General features: G+C 41.9%; 17 protein-coding genes and 1 tRNA gene. 8 read left to right on the top strand and 10 right to left on the bottom strand.

The genetic code is table 11. The features are described from left to right. Positions 1 to 121: 121 nt before the first annotated feature. The 7 genes from RIB15_RS10070 to RIB15_RS10040 form a co-directional block, all read right to left on the bottom strand. Positions 122 to 2,305, bottom strand: coding sequence for a sodium-translocating pyrophosphatase (locus tag RIB15_RS10070; RefSeq protein WP_350202019.1), 2,184 nt, complete (start codon positions 2,303 to 2,305; stop codon positions 122 to 124). A gap of 60 nt (positions 2,306 to 2,365) precedes the next feature. Beyond that, positions 2,366 to 2,923 (bottom strand): aminoacyl-tRNA hydrolase, encoded by a 558-nt coding sequence (gene pth / locus RIB15_RS10065; RefSeq protein ID WP_350202018.1) that lies wholly within the window; start codon positions 2,921 to 2,923, stop codon positions 2,366 to 2,368. Between the two features lie 44 nt (positions 2,924 to 2,967). Continuing rightward, a complete protein-coding gene (locus tag RIB15_RS10060; protein ID WP_350202017.1) occupies positions 2,968 to 3,690 on the bottom strand; it encodes a 50S ribosomal protein L25 in 723 nt (240 codons plus the stop codon). A 19-nt stretch (positions 3,691 to 3,709) separates the two neighbouring features. Further along, positions 3,710 to 4,642: a ribose-phosphate diphosphokinase gene (locus RIB15_RS10055; protein WP_350202016.1), complete on the bottom strand. Its 933-nt coding sequence runs from the start codon at positions 4,640 to 4,642 to the stop codon at positions 3,710 to 3,712. A gap of 103 nt (positions 4,643 to 4,745) precedes the next feature. Further along, a tRNA-Gln gene (locus RIB15_RS10050) sits at positions 4,746 to 4,816 on the bottom strand. A gap of 48 nt (positions 4,817 to 4,864) precedes the next feature. After that, the gene (locus RIB15_RS10045; protein WP_350202015.1) at positions 4,865 to 6,034 is read right to left on the bottom strand and encodes a DUF2851 family protein; all 1,170 of its coding nucleotides are present in this window, start codon (positions 6,032 to 6,034) and stop codon (positions 4,865 to 4,867) included. Continuing rightward, positions 6,027 to 6,338, bottom strand: coding sequence for a YtxH domain-containing protein (locus RIB15_RS10040; RefSeq protein WP_350202014.1), 312 nt, complete (start codon positions 6,336 to 6,338; stop codon positions 6,027 to 6,029). Before RIB15_RS10040 ends, RIB15_RS10045 begins: the two co-directional genes overlap by 8 nt. A gap of 122 nt (positions 6,339 to 6,460) precedes the next feature. On the opposite strand from RIB15_RS10040, the gene RIB15_RS10035 reads away from it, so the two are divergent. The 4 genes from RIB15_RS10035 (at position 6,461) to RIB15_RS10020 (ending at position 11,876) form a co-directional block, all read left to right on the top strand. Beyond that, complete coding sequence (locus RIB15_RS10035) at positions 6,461 to 6,964, top strand: phosphoribosyltransferase family protein (RefSeq protein ID WP_350202013.1); 504 nt, start codon at positions 6,461 to 6,463, stop codon at positions 6,962 to 6,964. A 15-nt stretch (positions 6,965 to 6,979) separates the two neighbouring features. Then, entirely contained in the window at positions 6,980 to 7,855 is an 876-nt protein-coding gene (locus RIB15_RS10030; protein ID WP_350202012.1) for a DUF3078 domain-containing protein, read from the top strand. Further along, positions 7,855 to 9,195: a pyridoxal phosphate-dependent decarboxylase family protein gene (locus RIB15_RS10025; protein ID WP_350202011.1), complete on the top strand. Its 1,341-nt coding sequence runs from the start codon at positions 7,855 to 7,857 to the stop codon at positions 9,193 to 9,195. Before RIB15_RS10030 ends, RIB15_RS10025 begins: the two co-directional genes overlap by 1 nt. A 116-nt stretch (positions 9,196 to 9,311) precedes the next feature. Continuing rightward, positions 9,312 to 11,876, top strand: a complete 2,565-nt coding sequence (locus tag RIB15_RS10020) for a CotH kinase family protein (RefSeq protein ID WP_350202010.1) — start codon at positions 9,312 to 9,314, stop codon at positions 11,874 to 11,876. Between the two features lie 15 nt (positions 11,877 to 11,891). Here RIB15_RS10020 and RIB15_RS10015 read toward each other — a convergent pair whose 3' ends face one another. Further along, a complete protein-coding gene (locus RIB15_RS10015) occupies positions 11,892 to 12,398 on the bottom strand; it encodes a cupin domain-containing protein (protein ID WP_350202009.1) in 507 nt (168 codons plus the stop codon). 182 nt (positions 12,399 to 12,580) lie between these two features. Beyond that, complete coding sequence (amaB, locus tag RIB15_RS10010; protein WP_350202008.1) at positions 12,581 to 14,089, bottom strand: L-piperidine-6-carboxylate dehydrogenase; 1,509 nt, start codon at positions 14,087 to 14,089, stop codon at positions 12,581 to 12,583. Positions 14,090 to 14,240: 151 nt separating this feature from the next. Here amaB and RIB15_RS10005 point away from each other — a divergent pair, with 151 nt between their 5' ends. Both RIB15_RS10005 and RIB15_RS10000 read left to right on the top strand, forming a co-directional pair. Further along, positions 14,241 to 14,999: a TrmH family RNA methyltransferase gene (locus RIB15_RS10005; protein WP_350202007.1), complete on the top strand. Its 759-nt coding sequence runs from the start codon at positions 14,241 to 14,243 to the stop codon at positions 14,997 to 14,999. 230 nt (positions 15,000 to 15,229) lie between these two features. After that, positions 15,230 to 16,561 carry a PhoH family protein gene (locus RIB15_RS10000; RefSeq protein ID WP_350202006.1) on the top strand — a complete coding sequence of 444 codons (1,332 nt, stop codon included), beginning with the start codon at positions 15,230 to 15,232 and terminating at the stop codon, positions 16,559 to 16,561. 122 nt (positions 16,562 to 16,683) lie between these two features. On the opposite strand, the gene RIB15_RS09995 is transcribed toward RIB15_RS10000, so the two are convergent. Then, positions 16,684 to 16,926, bottom strand: coding sequence for a hypothetical protein (locus tag RIB15_RS09995; protein ID WP_350202005.1), 243 nt, complete (start codon positions 16,924 to 16,926; stop codon positions 16,684 to 16,686). Between the two features lie 209 nt (positions 16,927 to 17,135). Between RIB15_RS09995 and mscL the strand changes: the two genes are divergently transcribed. Continuing rightward, the gene (gene mscL / locus RIB15_RS09990) at positions 17,136 to 17,549 is read left to right on the top strand and encodes a large-conductance mechanosensitive channel protein MscL (protein ID WP_350202004.1); all 414 of its coding nucleotides are present in this window, start codon (positions 17,136 to 17,138) and stop codon (positions 17,547 to 17,549) included. A gap of 70 nt (positions 17,550 to 17,619) precedes the next feature. Next, positions 17,620 to 19,875, top strand: coding sequence for an N-6 DNA methylase (locus RIB15_RS09985; RefSeq protein ID WP_350202003.1), 2,256 nt, complete (start codon positions 17,620 to 17,622; stop codon positions 19,873 to 19,875). Positions 19,876 to 19,883: the final 8 nt, after the last annotated feature.

Raw genomic sequence — 19,883 nt, 5'->3', positions numbered from 1 at the left:
TGACTAGGTTAAAGAGTTATCAGTTAAAGATGCTGAATCAAGTTCAGCATAACAAAGTATATAAAACAAAAAAGCCCCGATGATCAATCATCAGGGCTTTAAAAATACGTGCTTTTTAAGCTTAAATCATTGTTGCAATAACAAGTGCAACTACAGACATCAGCTTGAGCAGAATGTTCAGAGAAGGTCCGGAAGTATCCTTGAAAGGATCACCTACGGTATCTCCAACAACACCAGCTTTGTGAGGCTCAGAACCTTTACCATACTCAACACCGTCGATGGTTACGCCTTCTTCAATCATCTTCTTGGCGTTATCCCATGCACCACCAGCGTTAGACTGGAAGAGCGCCATAAGTACACCTGCAGAAGTCACACCTGCAAGAAGACCACCTAACATTTCAGGTCCGCCAATAAAACCGAAGAGTACGGGAACAATAACAGCAAGCAGTCCCGGAAGAACCATCTCACGGATAGAAGCAGATGTTGAAATCTCAACACATTTTTCATATTCAGCTTTACCGTCTGCAGCTTCGAACGTTGCGCGATCTTCGTCTGACCAGTCAGCAAGTTTCTTACCTTCATTTCTATTCATTGCACTCAGTGCCAATTTAAGCTCAGGGATATCAGCAAACTGACGTCGAACTTCTTCAATCATACTCATCGCTGCACGACCTACGGCCTGCATAGAAAGAGCAGAAAATAGGAAAGGAAGCATTGCTCCAACAAAAAGAGAAGCCATCACGGTAGGACGGGTTACGTCAATACCTGTCAACTGAACTTCATGTGTTGCGTTGTATGCAGTAATGAAAGCAGCAAAAAGTGCAAGAGCAGTAAGAGCAGCAGAACCAATAGCAAAACCTTTACCGATAGCAGCAGTGGTGTTACCAACAGCATCAAGCTTATCCGTACGCTCACGTACTTCCGGCTCAAGTTCAGCCATCTCAGCAATACCGCCTGCGTTATCAGAAATAGGGCCATAAGCATCAACGGCTAACTGAATACCAGTATTTGAAAGCATTCCAACAGCTGCAATCGCGATACCGTAAAGACCGGCAAAGTGGTAGGCACCAATAATAGCAACGGCGATAATGATAATCGGGATAGCTGTTGAGATCATACCAACACCTAAACCTGCTATGATATTTGTAGCCGATCCGGTTACAGATTGCTTCACAATAGACCAAACCGGTTTTGTACCAGTTCCGGTGTAGTGCTCGGTAATCAAGCCAATCAAAAGACCGGCAGCAAGTCCAAAAATAGTAGCCCAGAAAACACCAAGAGAGGTGAGCGTCTGGCCGGCAAATGTCCATTCAGCCGGAAGCATCCATTGGATAATGAAGAAAGAAGCAACCAGCATTACAGCTGCAGATGCAAATTCACCAATATTAAGTGCAGTTTGTGGATTACCACCTTCTTTAACTCGTACAAAGAAGGTTCCGAGTATAGAAGTCACAATTCCGGTTCCTGCAAGAACTAATGGAAGCAATACAGCAGAAAGTCCATTGAAATTATCGCTCCACTCAGGGATGGTCATGAAAGCAGCACCGAGTACCATCGTACCAATAATAGAGCCTACATAAGACTCAAAAAGGTCAGCGCCCATACCGGCAACATCACCAACATTATCACCAACGTTATCTGCAATAGTAGCGGGGTTCAATGGGTGATCTTCAGGAATACCTGCTTCAACTTTACCTACAAGGTCGGCTCCAACATCAGCAGCTTTGGTATAAATACCGCCGCCAACACGCGCAAAAAGAGCAATAGAAGAAGCACCGAATGAAAATCCGGTTACAATAGCGAGTACTTTATTCACGGCAGCAGGACCTTCAAGACCAAATAATTCACCAAAGCCAATAAACAATCCGCTAAGTCCAAGAACGCCAAGTCCAACTACGCCAAGTCCCATTACAGAACCGCCAGCGAAAGCAACTTCAAGTCCTTTACCAAGGCTGGTACGAGCAGCATTTGTTGTTCTTACGTTAGCTTTGGTAGCTACTTTCATCCCAATGAAGCCAGCAAGGCCAGAGCAAAGAGCACCAATTACAAAAGAGATGGCAACCATCCAGCTGGATGTAGTTGGATCGGCACTGATAGCAAGAATTACAGCTACAACAGCTACAAAGATAGCTAGTACTTTGTATTCAGCTTTAAGGAAGGCCATGGCTCCGCTCGCAATGTGCTTGCTGATGCGTTCCATTTTCTCGGTCCCGATATCTTGTTTAGATACCCAGGAAGATTTAAATGCAGTGTACAAAAGTGCGAGCACCCCTGCCACCGGTATTAGATAGACTAAAGTATGCATTGTTTCCCGTTACGTTAGTTTAAGTTCAATGTGCTGAAGGGTAGCTTCAGTCAACATTCATTAATTAAAGTTGTTCATGGTTTTTGCGATGCCTTCCCGTGCAAAACATAGACAAGCATCATGGGCTTTTTGAATGCCCTCTTCTAAATATTTTTGATCTGAGTTGTTGAAAGGCGATAGCACAAAATCAACCTGCCGGCCTTTTGGGAAGTTATTCCCTATGCCAAACCGAAGCCGGGGAAATTCTCGGGTTCCAAGCATCTCTATGATGTTGGCTATTCCATTATGCCCACCGGCGCTGCCTTGTGGCCTTAACCGGACATCACCGACATCAAGGTTAAGATCATCATAAACAATAAGGCAGTTTTTTATGTCTGTTTTGTACTCGGAAAGTGCTTTTCGTACCGCGACTCCACTTTTATTCATATAAGTGTTAGGCTTTATAAGCACAACATTCCGCCCGCGATGCCTGCCTTCTGCAACCACAAAAGGCCCGTTTCCAGGCCTAAATGTAGTAGAAAGAGTTTCAGCTATCGCATCAACAATTTCAAACCCGATGTTGTGACGTGTCCCCTCATATTCTTGCCCGATATTTCCTAATCCAATAATAAGGGACATATCAAGCAGGGATCACGTTGCCATTCTCGGGAATCAAAAAAGAATTATTCTTCTGTTTTATCTTCAGAAGACTCATCTCCTTCTTCACCTTCAGGCGCTTCTTCACCTTCAGCAAGTTCTTCGCCTTCGGCCACTTCTTCACCTTCAGCAACAACTTCTTCTTCGGTCTCGTCGGTAACACCCGCCACAAGATTTTCGAGGAAGTCGGCACCTTTCGGAGGACGAATGGTTACGATGGTTCGGCTTAGATCATCCAAAGGAATAATGCCTTCCAGTTCCAAATCAGAAATATGGAAAGACTGTCCGATTTCAAGTGGAGAAATATCTATTTCAAATTCAGCAGGAATATCGGCGGGTAGTACTCGGATACGAACAAAGTTCATAGGTTTGAATACCCTACCACCATTCTCAACAACTCCTTTAGCGCTTCCTGAAATCTTAATAGGAACACGCAGAGTTACTTTCTGATCGTCTGCCAGAACATAAAAATCTGCATGAATCGGACGGTCTGTTACCGGGTCAAATTCAGTTCTTTTCAGAAGAGTTTTGAACGTTTTTCCTTCAACAGTGAGTTCCTGAAGCTTGGTTTGAGGCTTTCTTAAGATTTTCTCTAATTCAAGCTCGTCAATGGAAAAGTGAATATTCTCTTCAACATCGGGACCATAGAGAACAGCCGGGACACGTAATTCTTCCCTGAGAGCTTTGTTAGCTTTTTTGCTGGTCTCTCTGACTTTTCCTTCAAGTTTTACTAATTCTGGGTATGCCATAATGCGTTTACCTTAATCATTAATTATCAAACAGTGCACTGATAGTGTCGTTAGTGTGAATGCGTTGTATAGCTTCAGCAAAAATATTCGCAATGCTCAGCACTTTAATTTTATCTGAAGGCTGGCGAAGCTGAACGGTATCCGTAACCAACAACTCATCAATAGGCGAATCTTCGATTCGCTGAAATGCCGGACCCGATAAAATCGGGTGTGTACAAATTGCGACAATGTTGAGTGCGCCTCTTTCTTTCAAAGCAGCAGCAGCATTCGTCAATGTTCCGGCTGTGTCGATCAAATCATCGACGATTAACACATTCTTTCCTTCTACTTCACCAATCAGATTCATAATCTCAGATTGGTTGGCTTTGGGCCTTCTTTTATCAATAAATGCCAGTGTAGCTCCAAGTTTCTTAGAGTAAGCACGAGCCATTTTCAGGCTGCCTACATCCGGAGCTACCACTACCAGGTTATCGATAGGGTTGGAAGTAAAATGATCAATAAAAGCCCGGCTTGCATATAAATGATCAAGCGGGATATCAAAAAATCCTTGTATCTGAGCTGCGTGCAAATCCATCGTTAAAATGCGATCTGCCCCAGCTTTAACCAACAGATTAGCCATTAATTTTGAACCTATAGAAACCCGGGGCTGATCTTTACGATCTTGCCGGGCATATCCAAAATATGGAATTACTGCGGTTACCCTTTTTACAGAAGCGCGCTTTGCTGCATCCAACAATAACAACAATTCGATAATGTTATCACCAGGAGGGGGCGTAGATTGTATCAAAAAGATGTCTTCGCCCCGAATGCTTTGCTCGTACTTTACATACTGCTCACCATCTGAAAATTTCTTAATAGTCACATCACCTAATGATGTGCCGTATTCTTCAGCAATTGCTCTTGCTAAAGCCGGGTTACTTGTGCCGGAAAAAATCGCCAGGGGAGTGTCCACTTCGCGCGGGCCTTCAGTTCAGGTTAAATGGAATGTTTACTAATTAAAACTACAACTAATAAACAAAAAGGATGGCTTAACAGTCATCCTTTAGCTAATTGTGTTGCCCGGGGAGGATTCGAACCCCCACTGACTGGACCAAAACCAGCTGTCCTGCCATTAGACGACCGGGCAATTCATGTCATTGACAGACTCCAAAGATAGAAATCACTTTAAAAGCAATCAAGACTGAATCGCTTTTTTTAGTACAAAACATTCAGAGCATCTGGCAGGTTTGCAATATGATTTTAATTGGTGTATTGAGCCCAGTTTTTTACGATATCGTTTATCTTGGAGATCAAAAGAGCGGAACTTCTTGAGCAGAGAATCCGGAATTGGTGTTTTTAATTCTTTCCAGGCTGAGAGTGAAGCTGTTTTCAGAGCGTTAGATGCGAATAAATTCCCGAGTAAAAAAAGAGCGGGAAGAAAAACGGTGCCATACAAAATTTCGAACCGGGAGGTTTGGATGAGCTGTTCCGTGCCGAACCAGCGGTCCCAGATTGTTAAAGCTCCTTTTGAAAGAAATTGATCGAAAGGCTCCTGCAAAATGGCAGCACTAAGTTGAATAGCCTGCACGATTCGCTTTTGAGGGTGATTGGCTGGGCGAAGTGATTTATGATTCCATGTGATATCCGTATTTGGATGCCCAAAGCCGGCAATTTCCAGAGCTAATTTTGTGCCTTCTTTTGTATGTTTACCATTCCATTGGCGCAAGACTCTTTCAGCAGTGTTTCTCATGGCTTCCCGGTTATGCGGAATACCCAACCCATCCCAAAGAGTAATGATAAGAGCACGACGCCAGGCTGCTGAAGGAAGTAAATTTGGGTTGTAGAACTTCAGAAAGTCATTTGTTTTCTTCTCAAAATATTCTTGATGAGCTTGCTCAATTTGAAGGTAAAAAGCTTCTTCAGAAATAAAATTAAAGCTGGAAGCACAAGGTAATTCAGAAGTGTGCTCTTCAAAGTTTCTCAAAAACACATGTAATTTTTTGGATAGGTAAGGCAAAAGATTGAGCGTATAAGGCTGACTTCCATTTTGGGTTGTTACGGGCTCAGAATTAAAATCGGCTACCACATGAAGGACAACGGAATTAAAATTCGGATCTGAATGATGAGCATGCAATCTCCAGTTCGAACTTTTGGTGTGAAGTTCAATATCGCCGTGCCAGGTCAGCCCCTCAATTTCAAGGGAGGCCTGTCTGAAATCAGCCCCGTCTGATGTGTTTCTTTTCCCGGGGTTCAGGATGAGAATGTTTTGTCCGGATGTAGTTTTTAAATCCGTGAAATCAAAGAGCAGATTTTCCCAAATCCATTGTAAAAAGGCTTCCGAATGTTCAAAGCCAGATTCAACCATGTTTGGTTATTTCTTCTACTTCTTCTTCCTCCGAAAAGTGAAGGTTTTCGGTAGCTTCATACAGGTTGGGAACAGAATCTTTCAAGGTTTTTTTTACGCCTTTGGAAAAACGGTCAATTCTTTTCTCACTGTCTTCTTTCCACTTTTTGCCTTTTTCTTCGAGCAGGCCTTTTGTCTTTTTGCTTTGCTTACTCACCCATCTGCGATTCACTTCGCCACTTTTAGGTGAAAATAATAAGGCGGAAATCACACCTCCGGCAAAGGCGGTTGCACCAACTAATAAAGTTCCAATTACACGTTTCATAGTTCTCTCTTTTGGGTTGAGGTTAACAGTGTTAAGATAAGAAAATATGCTCTATTCTTTTGATATTTTTTAACACTAAGTAAAGAAAACGGTACCTTTGACTAAATTTTTAAAGTCAGGTTATGAAAAAGCAAATTATTTTGATGGACCGGGCCCGCATGGAGCGCACGCTTAAGCGAATGGCGATTCAGGTTTGGGAACGTATCAGTAAAGAGAATGAAGGGGAATTGGTGCTGATTGGTTTAAATGAACGGGGAGAGGCTACCGCTAAATTGTTGGGAGAAAGCCTTGAAAAATTGATGGAAACAAAGATCACCGTTCATAGATATGATGTACAGGGTAAGGCTTCAAAAAGCAACCTCCCTGATTGCAACGAAAAATTTGTGTTGCTTGTTGACGATGTGATTTTCTCAGGTAAAACAATGTTTAGTGCGCTCTCTGCTGTTTGCAGCGTATATGAACCGGAAAGCATAGAAATAGCAGCATTACTGGATCGGGGGCACCGTAAATATCCTTTGCGAACAGATTTAATGGGAATAAAAGTACCTACTAAGCTCGGAGAACATATTGAGGTTATGCTCAAAGATGGAAGCCTGGATCAAGCCATACTTTTTAAGAATAATTAAACAACAAAATTTAAGATGAATACCAGAATGAAAGCCTTAACTGCTTTTCTTTTTTTAAGTTTTACAACATTGTCAATTTCAGCTCAAACTATATCCATTCCGGATACACTCAATGGATGGGAGCAAAAATGGGTGGCCAGTTTAAATGGATCACAGGCTGCCTATAGCAACTGGTCTCAGGGTGGAGTGAGCTCAGTTAGTGGAACCGGGTCTTCTGTATTTACCATACTCTACCGCGATGGAAAGTTTGGGTATGGATTCCGAACAAATTTGAAGTATGGGCAATCACGAATTAATGGTGACGGGGTACGAAAAACAGATGATCTTATTTCTATCCGTAATCGTTTTACTTATACCTTTGAAGAGGACGGAACTCTTTCTGCATATGGAGTGATTGGCTTTAAAACTCAGTTTGACCAGGGTTTTGATTATGATGCAAAAGTTGCTGGTGGTGACTCACTCATCTCAAATTTTATGGCCCCCGCCTATATTAATGAAGGAGTGGGTTTAGCGTATGCTCCGAGCGAAAGTTTTATTTTTGAGGCCGGTCTTGGGCTAAAACAAACGATTATCAAAGACGGTGATCTGGCACCCAATTATGGATTGAATCAAGGGGATAACTTTCGTGCTGAGGGTGGTTTAACAACCGGTATTAATTTTGAAAAACAAGTGGCCGAAAATATTTTGTACTCCAGCAACCTTGAAACATTCACCAACTTTTTGATTCCTATCAGCGAGACAGATATAGCCTGGGGGAATGAACTGGTTGGCCAAATTAATAATGTTGTTAGCGCTTCCTTCCAGTTTGAACTTCGATACGATAATGACTTCTCTAGTGAAATACAGCTCAAGCAGGTGCTATCGGCCGGTGTTTCTGTAAACCTTTACTAATGGATGAAGCCTCAAAAAAAACATTAGACCACGCTCTGAACAAGCTTTCAGAGTGGAAGTCTTCTTTCGGTGCGTGGGAACAGGACCCAACACTTACGGTTTCTGAAGAAAAAACAGCTGAAGTTTTTGGCAGACTAGCACAGCGATTAGCATGTAATTTTCCTTTTCATCATCCTGTGTATGCAGGACAGATGCTTAAGCCTCCCCATCCGTTGACATGGGCTGCGTATGCCATGGCAATGTCAATAAACCCAAATAACCATGCTCTTGATGGTGGTCCCCCATCTTCCGAAATGGAGAAAGAGGCCGTTGCTGAACTGGCTCAATTTTTTGGGTATGGGAATGAATTTCTCGGTCATTTAACAGCCAGCGGAACTATTGCAAACCTTGAAGCACTTTGGGTGGCAAGAGAATCTCACCCTAATAAGAAAATAGCTTTTTCGGAAAACTCCCATTATACCCATCATCGTATGTGTGGTGTGTTAAGGGTTGAAGGGGTTAAAATACCGGTTCTTGAAAATAGTGCTTTTGATCTGGATGCAATCAACCCAAAAGAAATAGGAACTGTTGTTGTTACTCTTGGAACTACCGGGTTGGGGGAAGTTGAACCTCTGAATGAAATTTTACCCTGGGCAAAAAAGCATGGCATCAGAATACATATTGATGCGGCTTATGGAGGATTTTTCAGGGTGCTTAAAGATTCAGGTTTAATAGATGGTACCAATTGGCACCTGATGGAACAGGCCGACAGCATTGTGGTTGATCCACATAAACATGGCCTCCAGCCTTATGGGTGTGGATGTGTACTTTTCAAAGACCCGGCTGTGGGCAAGTTTTATAAGCATGATTCCCCATACACGTATTTCACTTCTGAAGACCTTCACCTTGGTGAAATCAGCCTGGAATGTTCCCGTGCCGGTGCGGCGGCAGTTGCACTTTGGGCCACCCTGCAGATGTTTCCCCTAAAAGAAAAAGAGGGCTTTGGCCCTGTCCTAAAAAAATGCCTGCAAGCTGCCCGAAACATGTATGATCTGATCGGTTCAAGCCAAAAACTGAAAGCATTCAAAAAACCGGTACTGGATATTCTGGGATACTTTCCTTCTGAGGTTAAAACTACTTCTGAGATTTCAGCTAAATCAAAAGAAGTTTTTGATGCGGGAATGCGTGAGCAGTCGTTTTATCTTTCCTTATATAAAATACCTGCTGATACTTTTCACCGCCTTCACCCTGAATATAAAACGGATACGGAGCAGGTGACCATTCTCAGAAGTGTGTTTATGAAACCCGAGCAGGAAGGTTTTGTTTCTAAATTACTTGAAAGGATAGAAAGATACTGCTGATGTAATCAGGCTTATGAAAGGGACAATGGAAATAAATTATATTACATTTTATTTCACATCTTTTTTCTGAAAAGGTCTTTAATTACAGGCAACAAAATGCCAACCATTTCATTAATATGTCCCGAACCTATTTTCTAAAGCCCGCCTCTTTTCTGATCTTTGTTTTTTTTGCTGTACAAGTTCAAGCCCAGGTCCAAAATGAACCATCGGTAACGGAAAGCGGCTTCTATTCCGATTCAGTAGTTGTTCAAATCGAAGGTGCGCCTGAAACAGCGTCTATTTTCTATACGCTCAATGGGGATTCACCAGATACTACAAATACGCTTTTTCAGGATTCTTTGACAATTTACCAGACTTCTGTGTTACGGGTTATGATCTTAGGCGAAAACAATGCGGATACTTCTTTGCTTTTCAGATCTTATTTCATTGATGAAGCTACAGAGCTGCCCGTTCTTTCTATAACTACAAACCCGGCTGGTTTTTTCTCGGATACACTAGGCATCTATGTTGAAGGCACCAATGGTATTCCTGGTTATTGCAGAAGTACTCCAAGAAACTGGAATCAGGACTGGGAGCGTCCTGTACATCTTGCATTCTTCGAAAAAGATAAAACGCCTGGTTTCAGTGTAAATGCCGGCGTGAAAATTGGGGGTGGCTGTACCCGTCTTTATGATCAAAAATCTCTGGACATCTATTTCAGGGGTGATTACGGCCTCAAGAAGCTAAACTATCCGCTTTTTGAAGATAAGCCTTTTACGGAGTTTGATCGCCTTGCACTCAGAAGCGGCGGGCAGGATTGGTATCGAGCAATGATCAGGAATGCATCTATCCAGGCGATGGTGAGAGGCCGGATGGATTTAGGTTATCAGGCTTTTAAACCGGTAGCTGTTTTCTTAAATGGGGAGTATTGGGGGATTCATATACTCCGTGAAAAGCAAAACGAGGATTTCATTGAATCCAATTACGGCTACGATGAAGACGAACTCGATATTCTTACAGGCAATGCAAATGTGAAAGAAGGGTCAGATGCACACTATCAAGCCATGATCGATTTTATAAAGAATAACGATCTATCAATAAAAGAGAATTACGATTGGGTTTCCCAACAGATGGATATCGATCAGTATATCGACTATATATTTACAGAAATCTATATGGCGAATGGAGATTGGCCAGCCAATAATATCAGGTACTGGAGGCCTCAAAGTCCGGAAGGTAAATGGCGCTGGATTATGTATGATATGGACATGACCATGAACAGCCATGGTAACGGTCAGTACGATTCCAATAGCTTAGAGTTGGTGGGTACTACCAATACCATTTATTACGCAAATTCCGAATGGTCTACGCTTTTATTCCGAAGCTTACTAACAAGCGAAACTTTCCGGAATAAATTTATTCAGCGGTACAGTATTCAGATACAGGCATCTTTTGCGCCTGCACGACTTCTGAGCTTTATTGACAGCACGGCTGCACTTATTGAGACAGAAGTTCCCCGCCATATGGAAAGATGGGAGGAATCGTTTCGTCTGGGTTCTGGCATGAATTGGGAAAAACACCTGGAAAGAATGAAAAGCTTCGTGCGAAGCAGGCAAACCGTTGCGCGTACACACCTTCAAAATTTCTTTGATCTTCCGAGCGTAAATAAGCTTGAGGTATCATCAAGCCCTGCAGAAGGTGGTGCTGTGAGGGTAGAAACGGTTCGGTCAGACACTACCGACTGGGTGCTGGTGTACAAATCTATTCCAACCAAAATTAAGGCAATCCCGGCTCCGGGCTATTCTTTTGCAGGCTGGAGTGGAGTTGCATCTGGTACTGATTTTGAAACAGAAATTACTATTGCAGGGGATGATGCTGTTACGGCGATGTTCACAAGGAATGATCTTTCAGATAACACTCCTGTTGTTATTAATGAGATAAACTATAATTCTGCAGATAATTTTGATACGGAAGACTGGGTTGAGTTTTATAACAACACGGACTCAAATATTGATTTAGGAGGCTGGTATTTCTCAGATTCAGAAGATGACCATAAATATACCTTCGAAGAAGGGACGGTGCTGGAGAGCAATGGATTTTTAGTGCTGACACGAGACAATGCTAAGTTTTCAGCCTTATTCCCTGCGGTTAATAATTTTGTAGGCGATCTTGATTTTGGCTTTGCAGGAAGTGGGGAATTCATTCGGTTATTTAATGACAATGGTGAAATTATAGATCAGGTTACCTATAGTGATGACCAACCCTGGCCAACTGAAGCTGACGGAGAGGGTGCTACACTTTCACTGACTCATCCCAGACTGGATAATTCAGTAGCAGGAAATTGGGCTGCTTCTTCAGGTCATGGAACCCCGGGAGCAGAAAACAGTGATGTGTTGGTGGGGATTGAAGATGAAGATTCTGAAGATGTTGTTGAAGGCTTTAACCTGTATCAAAACTATCCGAATCCATTTAACCCGACAACCACCATCTCGTATCGGTTGGATAATCCGGGCCGGGTAAAGCTAACCTTGTATGATATCATGGGAAGGGAAGTAGCGGTGCTTGAAAATAGCATCAGGGCGCAGGGAACTCATTCGCTAAAATGGGACGCCTCATCAGGTAAGTTTTCAAGTGGCGTTTATTTATATAAGCTGGATGTCGGCAATCAAACGATGATCCGAAAGCTTACACTTATCAAATAACGGTAACCTTCAAAATCAATCCCGGGTTAACCGGGATATGATGTTTTTATGCTGAGGGAATTGGGAGCTCAATCTTTCTTTTTCAGCTAGTTCAAAATCCCGGAAATCAAAACCTGGGGAGGCCGTGCATCCGACAAATGAATAACTGTTGGGTTCATTGACTTCAGCGGCAAACCAGTATTCTTTGGGTACGGTGAATTGTGGTAACTCTCCGTTATCAAAATTCAGCCCAACTACCTGTTTGGAATAGTTTCCATCCGTGCTGATCATGTGGATGGTAAGTGGGGACCCCTGATAAAAATGCCACATTTCATCCTGTCTGATTTTATGAAAAGCAGAAAAGGTATCTGAAGTCAAGAGAAAATAAATGCCCGTGCAATAATTACGGCTTCCCTCAAAAATATCCGGGAAAACAGCCTCCGGAATAACACCTTCACTTCGGTACGTCTCTTTGAAATAGCCGCCCTCAGGGTGCTCCTCAAGATCGAAGTGGGAGATGAGGGATGTGATTTTTTCGTCCATGGGGTATTTCTGAATAAGAGTTGTCATCCTGAGCGCTTTAATATCTGATTAAGTTGAAATAGTAATACGCGAAGGATCTCAAAGTAAATTTAGGAGATAGTCTAAATGTTTGAGGTTCTGATCGAATCAAACCTAAATGCACTCGGGATGACAAAGATGAATAAAGTAATCAGGAGTAAAACTTAAACATCAAAATCGATGCCCTGTGCTAGTGGCAGCGAATCTCCCCAGTTCATCGTATTGGTTTGACGACGCATATATGCTTTCCAGGAATCAGAGCCGGATTCACGTCCGCCCCCGGTTTCTTTTTCCCCACCAAAGGCACCACCAATTTCAGCTCCACTGGTTCCAATATTGATATTGGCAATTCCGCAATCAGAGCCTCGGACACTCAGAAAGTTTTCAGCTTCCCGCATATTCAGAGTGAACATAGCGGAGCTGAGTCCCTGTTTCACACCATTGTGAAGCTCGATAGCTTCATCCAGCGTTTTGTATTTGATGAGATAGAGGATAGGAGCAAATGTTTCTTCCTGTACAATATTATAATGGTTCTCAACTTCGGCGATGGCAGGTTTCACATAAAAACCATCTTCATCCAGAGGTTCGCCTCCGGTAATTACTTTTCCGCCCTCTTTTTCAATTTCTTTGAGTGCTTTTTGCATCTGGTCAATCGCTGCCTGATCTATCATCGGTCCAACGAGGGTGTTTTCGTCCAATGGATCACCGATGGTGATATTCTCATAAATGTTTAGCAGCCGCTCTTTTACCTGATCATAAACCGATTCCTGAATAATCAGGCGGCGGGTACTGGTGCATCGCTGGCCGCAGGTTCCGACAGCTCCAAAAACGGTCGCCCGAATAGCCATTTCGATATCGGCATTTTCTGATATAATGATGGCGTTGTTGCCACCCAGCTCAAGAATGGTTTTTCCTAATCGGCCGCCAACTGTTTTGGCTACTTCTTTACCCATTCGGATGGAACCGGTAGCTGAAATCAAAGGAATGCGTTCATCTTCGGTCATCCATTCACCTACCTGTCGGTCTCCCGTAACCAGGTTGAAAATTCCTTCGGGGAGGTCATTTTCTTTGAGCACTTTGGCAACAATTTTCTGAACGGCAACTCCACAAAGCGGTGTTTTTTCGGAACCTTTCCAGATCATTACGTTTCCACAAACGGCAGCAATCATAGCATTCCAGCTCCATACGGCAACCGGAAAGTTGAATGCCGAAATAATGCCCACAATACCCAGCGGATGCCATTGTTCATACATCCGGTGCTGAGGCCGCTCGCTGTGCATGGTTTTACCATACAGCATGCGGGATTGGCCAACGGCGAAATCACAGATGTCAATCATCTCCTGTACTTCACCTAAACCTTCCTGGTAAATCTTTCCCATTTCATAGGTAACCAGTTTCCCTAGCGGTTCCTTGTATTCACGAAGCTTATCTCCAATCTGGCGGACGATCTCTCCACGCTGAGGGGCAGGCATCTGGCTCCAAACCTTATATGCTTTCTGAGCCTCTTCCACCACATGATCATACTGTTCACGGGTAGTTACTCCTACCGTAGCAATTTTTTCTCCATCGGTGGGGGTAAAACTGCTTATGGTTTCTTTACTCTCGTGATGTTTTCTTCCGGTGCTTGTTCCGGGATTAATACCTTCAATGCCTAATGTTTTGAGAAACTCCATAACGTAATTTTTGCTCTTATTTTTTGGTGAAGATAGGCAAGTCAGCAGTCAGAATACAGAAAGAGAATATCGAATGTCGAACAAGGAACATTGAACATGGAAGTAGTTTAAAGTTCTGTATTCTGAATCCTGAGTTCTGTATTCTTGGTGCATGAGAAACGCATCAAATAATGAGATAAAATTACTTCGAAAGTTAGCCCGCAAAAAGTATCGCGAGAAAGAACGGCGGTTTGTAGTAGAGGGGGAGCGGGCGGTTGAGCAGGTTCTGGAAAACGGATTAGTTGAAGTTGAAACGGTTTTTGTGGTTGAGGGGAAAGCGATTAGCAATCAACTGACAGCGATCAGTGTTTTGATAGAAGAGGATGTTATGGTTGAGGTTGCTGATACAGAAAATCCACAGGGCATCTTGGCGGTTTGTAAAACTCCGGCAGAAATTGAGGCTGAAGAGTTAGCCAAACACCCCGGTATTATTGTGGCTACGGATGCGATTCAGGATCCGGGAAATATGGGGACGATACTCAGAACGGCTGCCTGGTTTGGGGCGAAAGCGTTAATTGCAGGGAAGGGAAGCGTGGATGTCTATCACCCAAAAGTAGTCAGAAGTACAGCCGGGGCAACGGGAAGTATTCCGGTCATGTCGGGTAATTTGGGAGAAGTATTTGAGGAACTGGAAAAATCAGGCTGGGAAATTCTAATGCTTGACGGAGGAGCAGAAAGTGTTAGCCTCAGAACGGTTCAGCCCAAAGAAAAAACGGTACTTGTGGTTGGGAATGAGGGAAATGGAATCAGTGAGAGTTTGTTGGCTTCCGGGAGAAAGAAAGTAAGAATAGAATCAGCCCATGGGCAGGATAAAGTTGAGAGCCTGAATGCAGCTATTGCGGTTAGTATTGCCTTGTGGGGTTTACAGTAATCAGTTTTCAGTGAACAGTATCCAAAGTTAGTCCTGGCTTTATAACAGGCTCAGAAGTATCTGACAACTGATCACTGTGAAACTGTTCACTGCGTACTGTTCATTAAAATTGTATTAAATAAAGGTTGGTTATTGCAAATGGTTGGGGCTTTAGCTTTATTACAAAAGCCGCTCTTACAATCATCTACCCGGCTGGTACATATGGCAAGACTAATCAAACATTCTCATCTATGCCTAAGAAGAAATCCAAGAAGATCTTCGTCCTCGACACTTCCGTTCTGCTATACGACTATGAAGCAGTTAGAAATTTCGAAAAAAATGATGTAGCAATCCCGATTACGGTTCTTGAAGAACTGGACACCTTCAAAAAGGGAAATAATGTAATTAACCTGCATGCCCGGGAATTTATCCGGTACCTGGATGGAATCTCCGACGCGAATATGCTGCAAAACTGGATTCCTTTAAATGGCAGGTCGCATGGAAAGCTCAGGGTGATTACCAACGGCGAAAATTCAATGGATGCCACCAAAGTATATGGCTCGGACAAAAATGACCACCGGATTATAAATGCAGCACTTCATCTGAAAGAAGAGAACCCAAACCAACGGGTGATTTTGGTATCCAAAGATATCAACCTGCGGCTGAAAGCGCGGGCGCTGAATCTGGAGTCAGAAGATTATGAAACCATCCGGATTCAGGATATTGAGCATTTGTATAAGGGCAAGACTTCCCTGGAGATAGAAGACCCTTCAGTGATTAGTAAGTTTTATGAGAAAGGCAAAATCAAGCCGGAAGAGCTGATGGAAGCTGATCCGATTTGTAACCACTACTACATTATGAAGAGCCATGGTTCTTCCGCATTGGGCTGGTATAATGCTAAAAGTAAGCGTGTGGAAGTGGTTGAGAAAACAAATGCCTATGGCATTCAGCCAAAAAATGCAGAGCAGACTTTTGCATTTCACGCTCTTCATAACCCGAATATTTTATGCTGTACCATTACCGGCGCGGCCGGAACCGGAAAAACACTGCTGGCTCTTGCAAGTGCATTAGAGCAGCGAAGTAATTTCAAACAAATTTATTTGGCGAGACCCATTGTTCCTTTAAGTAATAAAGATATTGGCTTCCTGCCCGGCGATGCCAATGCAAAAATTGATCCTTACATGCAGCCCCTTTGGGACAATCTGAGTTTCATCAAAAACCAGTATAAGGAAACCAGCAAGCCGTTCAAGAAGATTGATGAGATGTTGCAAACCGATAAACTGCGTATCGTTCCGCTGGCTTATATCCGTGGGCGCAGTCTGTCAAACGTGATTTTCATTATTGATGAGGCTCAGAATTTAACGCCTCACGAAGTGAAGACCATTATTACCCGTGCGGGTGAAAATACCAAAATCATCTTTACCGGTGACATCTTCCAAATTGATACGCCATACCTGGATGCCCAGAGCAATGGACTCAGTTACCTGGTAGACCGCATGAACAACAACGAAATGTATGCGCACATCAACCTGGAGAAAGGGGAACGGTCTGACCTGGCAAATCTGGCTTCGAAACTATTATAGCTGTTAGAGGCAAGGTTTTAGTTTGTCATTCAGAGCGATAGCGAAGAATCTTCACGAGTCTAACTTGTGCAGATCCTTCGGCAGTAGCCTCAGGATGACTCATGCCTCTACAAACTGACTGTTTACTTCTCCGGACTGAGCAGCTCTACGTGAAAACGAAACTTCTCACTTTCCATGGCCATGGTATCGTAGAGATCTTCTATAACTTCAAAAACGGTTTTTGGGGCTCCGATAATGGTGGTTGATAAATAGCCAACCTCAATTTCTACATCATATTGAGCCAGGTGCTCCAGCAGGTCCTGTACTTTTTCGCGGGGATCTTCTTCAGATAAGGGGATGTACGTAAGCTGGGCAATGGTTTTCATAAGAGAAATCTGGAATTTTTTTATTTCGAAATAAACGTTCTCCTGAAAATAACGCAGATTTGGGTAAGAGGCTAATGTAGATTAGGTTTTGAACCAGGATTAAAAAGATAACCGTGATTACCGTGATTTATATCATGAGAAAGTAAAAATTATGTTAATCGAGAAAATCCCACAAATCACGGTTCAAAACCCAAAAACTAAAAAAGAAAATGAAAGATTTATTTAAAGAATTTAAGAAATTTGTATCTCGTGGAAATGTCATAGAACTGGCCGTGGGTTTAATCATGGCCACGTATTTTGGGGCCATTGTGAAGTCGTTTGTGAATGATATCATAATGCCTGCGGTGGGATATTTAATAGCGGGTGTAGACTTTGCGAACCTGAAGCTAACCATTGCAGGACGAGTGCTGGACGATGGAACCATACAGGCTATTACCATTAACTATGGTGCGTTTATCAATACCATTATTACGTTCATTATCGTATCAACGGCTATCTTTATGGTGGTAAAAGCCTACAACAACTTCATGGAAAAGGAAGAAGAAAAACCGGCGCCTAAACCTGCCGAGCCTTCTAAGGAAGAAGTGCTTCTGACTGAGATCAGGGATTTGTTGAAGAAATGATTTCTTTAGTAATTATATGACTGAAGTATTATCATATATTTATGTTTTGAACTAAGTAATGAAGCTTTGTATGGATATTAAAATTAAAGAAGGCAAGATTTTTTCTCCTCTAAAAGATAAATGGCTTGTCTTAACGCCAGAAGAGGAAGTAAGGCAAAAATACATTTGTAAACTTATTGATCACTATGGCTATGACTTGAAACAAATGGATCAGGAAGTTCAGGTGAATAATTCCCAACGAGGACAAGGAAGGGCACAGGCAGATATTGTTATTTGGAAAAGTGAGAATGATAAGCTGAAAAGTAACAGTCCAATAATCGTAGTCGAGTGTAAGGCTGAACACATCACTATTATTGAGGAAGATTACTTTCAAGGTTACAATTATGCGGCTTGGGCAGGGGCTGATTTCTTTATAACATCAAACCTAAAAGAGACGAAAGTATTTAATGTTCTAAAAGGGAAGATGCCTAAGCAACTGGATGAGATTATTGATATTCCTCATGCCAAAGACATTAACAATGAAAAGAAAATTAAGGATCTTCTTAGCCAAACTAAGGCGTTTACAAGAGATGAATTTTCGAAGCTACTTTTCAAATGCCACAATATAATTCGTAATAATGATAAGCTTTCGCCAGAAGCTGCATTTGATGAAATTAGCAAAATTCTATTTATAAAGATTAGGTACGAAAGGGACAATTCAACTGGTCAATTATTTTCGGAAGAAGAGTTTAAAAGGGGCAAAGAGCATGACGCAAAGTATAGGGCTAAAACAGATCTTCCCTTTTATCAAAAGTTGTTTGAGAAAACAAAAACTGAATTTAAAGATGATGATCTATTTGATGAGAATGAAACTATTAGAATTCGAGAAAATAGTTTTGAAGCAATTGTAAAAGAGCTCGAGAAATATAATTTATCGACAACATCAGATGATGTAAAAGGAATCGCATTTGAAAAATTTCTTGGTAGAACTTTTAGAGGAGAGTTGGGACAGTTTTTTACACCACGAACCATAGTTGATTTTATAGTTGAAGTGTTAGATCCAAAAGAGGGAGAAGTAATTTGTGATCCTTGTTGTGGGAGCGGTGGGTTTCTAATAAAAGCGTTTGAATATGTAAGATCTCAAATAGAAGAAGAGCTTCATAAAGAGAAAGAAAAAATAAAGAGTGAGTTTTATACAGAGGATTATGAAGCTTTACCAGAAGAGGAAAAAGAAAAGGTCGATGCTAAGGTAAACGATTTATTCAATAAGCTTAATACCGAGCTGGATATTAACAATGATAAGAGTCGGTTAAGAGCTCTTTCCTATGACTGTATTTATGGCACGGATGCGAATCCAAGAATGAGTAGAACTGCAAAAATGAATATGATTATGCACGGGGATGGTCATGGTGGTGTTCATCATAATGATGGGTTGCTCAATATAAATGGCATTTTTGAAAATCGGTTTGATATTATCCTTACTAATCCTCCATTTGGTTCAAGGGTTGAGAAATCTTTAAAAATAACGGAAGCAGACCGATATACTGATCAAGAAAAGATAGATAAGTATCAAAAAAAGTATGGTAAAGCATATAAAGAGGCTTTAAAGCAGGTTAATAATAATGTTGATAAACCTATTTTGAGTCTATTTAAAACTGGAAAAATGAGCAAACTTACCGAGGTTTTGTTCATTGAGCGATGTTTGAATTTACTCAAGCCCGGTGGACGAATGGGAATTGTATTACCAGAGGGAGTACTAAATACAACTAATCTTCAGAGGGTACGTGACTTTGTAGAAAGCAAAGCCAAAATCATTTTAATTACCTCTATACCTCAGGATGTTTTTGTAGCCTCTGGTGCTACTGTTAAGCCAAGTTTGGTTTTCTTTAAAAAGTTTACAGAAGAGGAAGCAGCTGATTGGAATAGAATTGCAAAGGAGTCGAAGAAAAAGGTAGAGGCTGATTTCAAAGAGAAAGTTGATCCTATTGAGGAAGAGCTTTCTAAAAAAGGTAAAGAAGCTCCTTCAAAAGAAAGAAAAAAAGAATTAAGAAGAGAATTGCGCGATCTTAAAGAACAAATTAAAACAGAAATAAGGGCTACAATTAAACGTGAGTTTGACTATGAAATTCCTATTGCTGAGGTAGAAAAAGCAGGAATTAGTACAACCGGAGCAAAAATAGAAAATGAGTTGGAGCCATTGGCAAAAGAGTTTAAAAATTATCGAGAATCCCATAAGCTTTGGGAAAATAAATACAAGAATGTGACCTACAATATAACTGACGAATCTGAGATTACTCGTTTAGCTATTGCAGGTGAAGGTGAACCTGAGATTTTTTACTCAGCATAGTTTATTAG

The organism is Gracilimonas sp., assembly GCF_040218225.1.
Taxonomy (GTDB): Bacteria; Bacteroidota; Rhodothermia; order Balneolales; family Balneolaceae; genus Gracilimonas.
Note: the sequence above shows the minus strand (reverse complement) of the source record. Positions and strands in the feature narration are given on the sequence as shown.

Coding starts and splice junctions, on each gene's coding strand:
- RIB15_RS10040 (WP_350202014.1), bottom strand. CDS start 6,338: ATGAAACGTGTAATTGGAACTTTATTAGTTGGTGCAACCGCCTTTGCC.
- mscL (WP_350202004.1), top strand. CDS start 17,136: ATGAAAGATTTATTTAAAGAATTTAAGAAATTTGTATCTCGTGGAAAT.
- RIB15_RS10035 (WP_350202013.1), top strand. CDS start 6,461: ATGAAAAAGCAAATTATTTTGATGGACCGGGCCCGCATGGAGCGCACG.
- RIB15_RS10000 (WP_350202006.1), top strand. CDS start 15,230: ATGCCTAAGAAGAAATCCAAGAAGATCTTCGTCCTCGACACTTCCGTT.
- RIB15_RS10020 (WP_350202010.1), top strand. CDS start 9,312: ATGTCCCGAACCTATTTTCTAAAGCCCGCCTCTTTTCTGATCTTTGTT.
- amaB (WP_350202008.1), bottom strand. CDS start 14,089: ATGGAGTTTCTCAAAACATTAGGCATTGAAGGTATTAATCCCGGAACA.
- pth (WP_350202018.1), bottom strand. CDS start 2,923: ATGTCCCTTATTATTGGATTAGGAAATATCGGGCAAGAATATGAGGGG.
- RIB15_RS10025 (WP_350202011.1), top strand. CDS start 7,855: ATGGATGAAGCCTCAAAAAAAACATTAGACCACGCTCTGAACAAGCTT.
- RIB15_RS10060 (WP_350202017.1), bottom strand. CDS start 3,690: ATGGCATACCCAGAATTAGTAAAACTTGAAGGAAAAGTCAGAGAGACC.
- RIB15_RS10070 (WP_350202019.1), bottom strand. CDS start 2,305: ATGCATACTTTAGTCTATCTAATACCGGTGGCAGGGGTGCTCGCACTT.
- RIB15_RS09995 (WP_350202005.1), bottom strand. CDS start 16,926: ATGAAAACCATTGCCCAGCTTACGTACATCCCCTTATCTGAAGAAGAT.
- RIB15_RS10030 (WP_350202012.1), top strand. CDS start 6,980: ATGAATACCAGAATGAAAGCCTTAACTGCTTTTCTTTTTTTAAGTTTT.
- RIB15_RS10015 (WP_350202009.1), bottom strand. CDS start 12,398: ATGGACGAAAAAATCACATCCCTCATCTCCCACTTCGATCTTGAGGAG.
- RIB15_RS10005 (WP_350202007.1), top strand. CDS start 14,241: ATGAGAAACGCATCAAATAATGAGATAAAATTACTTCGAAAGTTAGCC.
- RIB15_RS10045 (WP_350202015.1), bottom strand. CDS start 6,034: ATGGTTGAATCTGGCTTTGAACATTCGGAAGCCTTTTTACAATGGATT.
- RIB15_RS09985 (WP_350202003.1), top strand. CDS start 17,620: ATGGATATTAAAATTAAAGAAGGCAAGATTTTTTCTCCTCTAAAAGAT.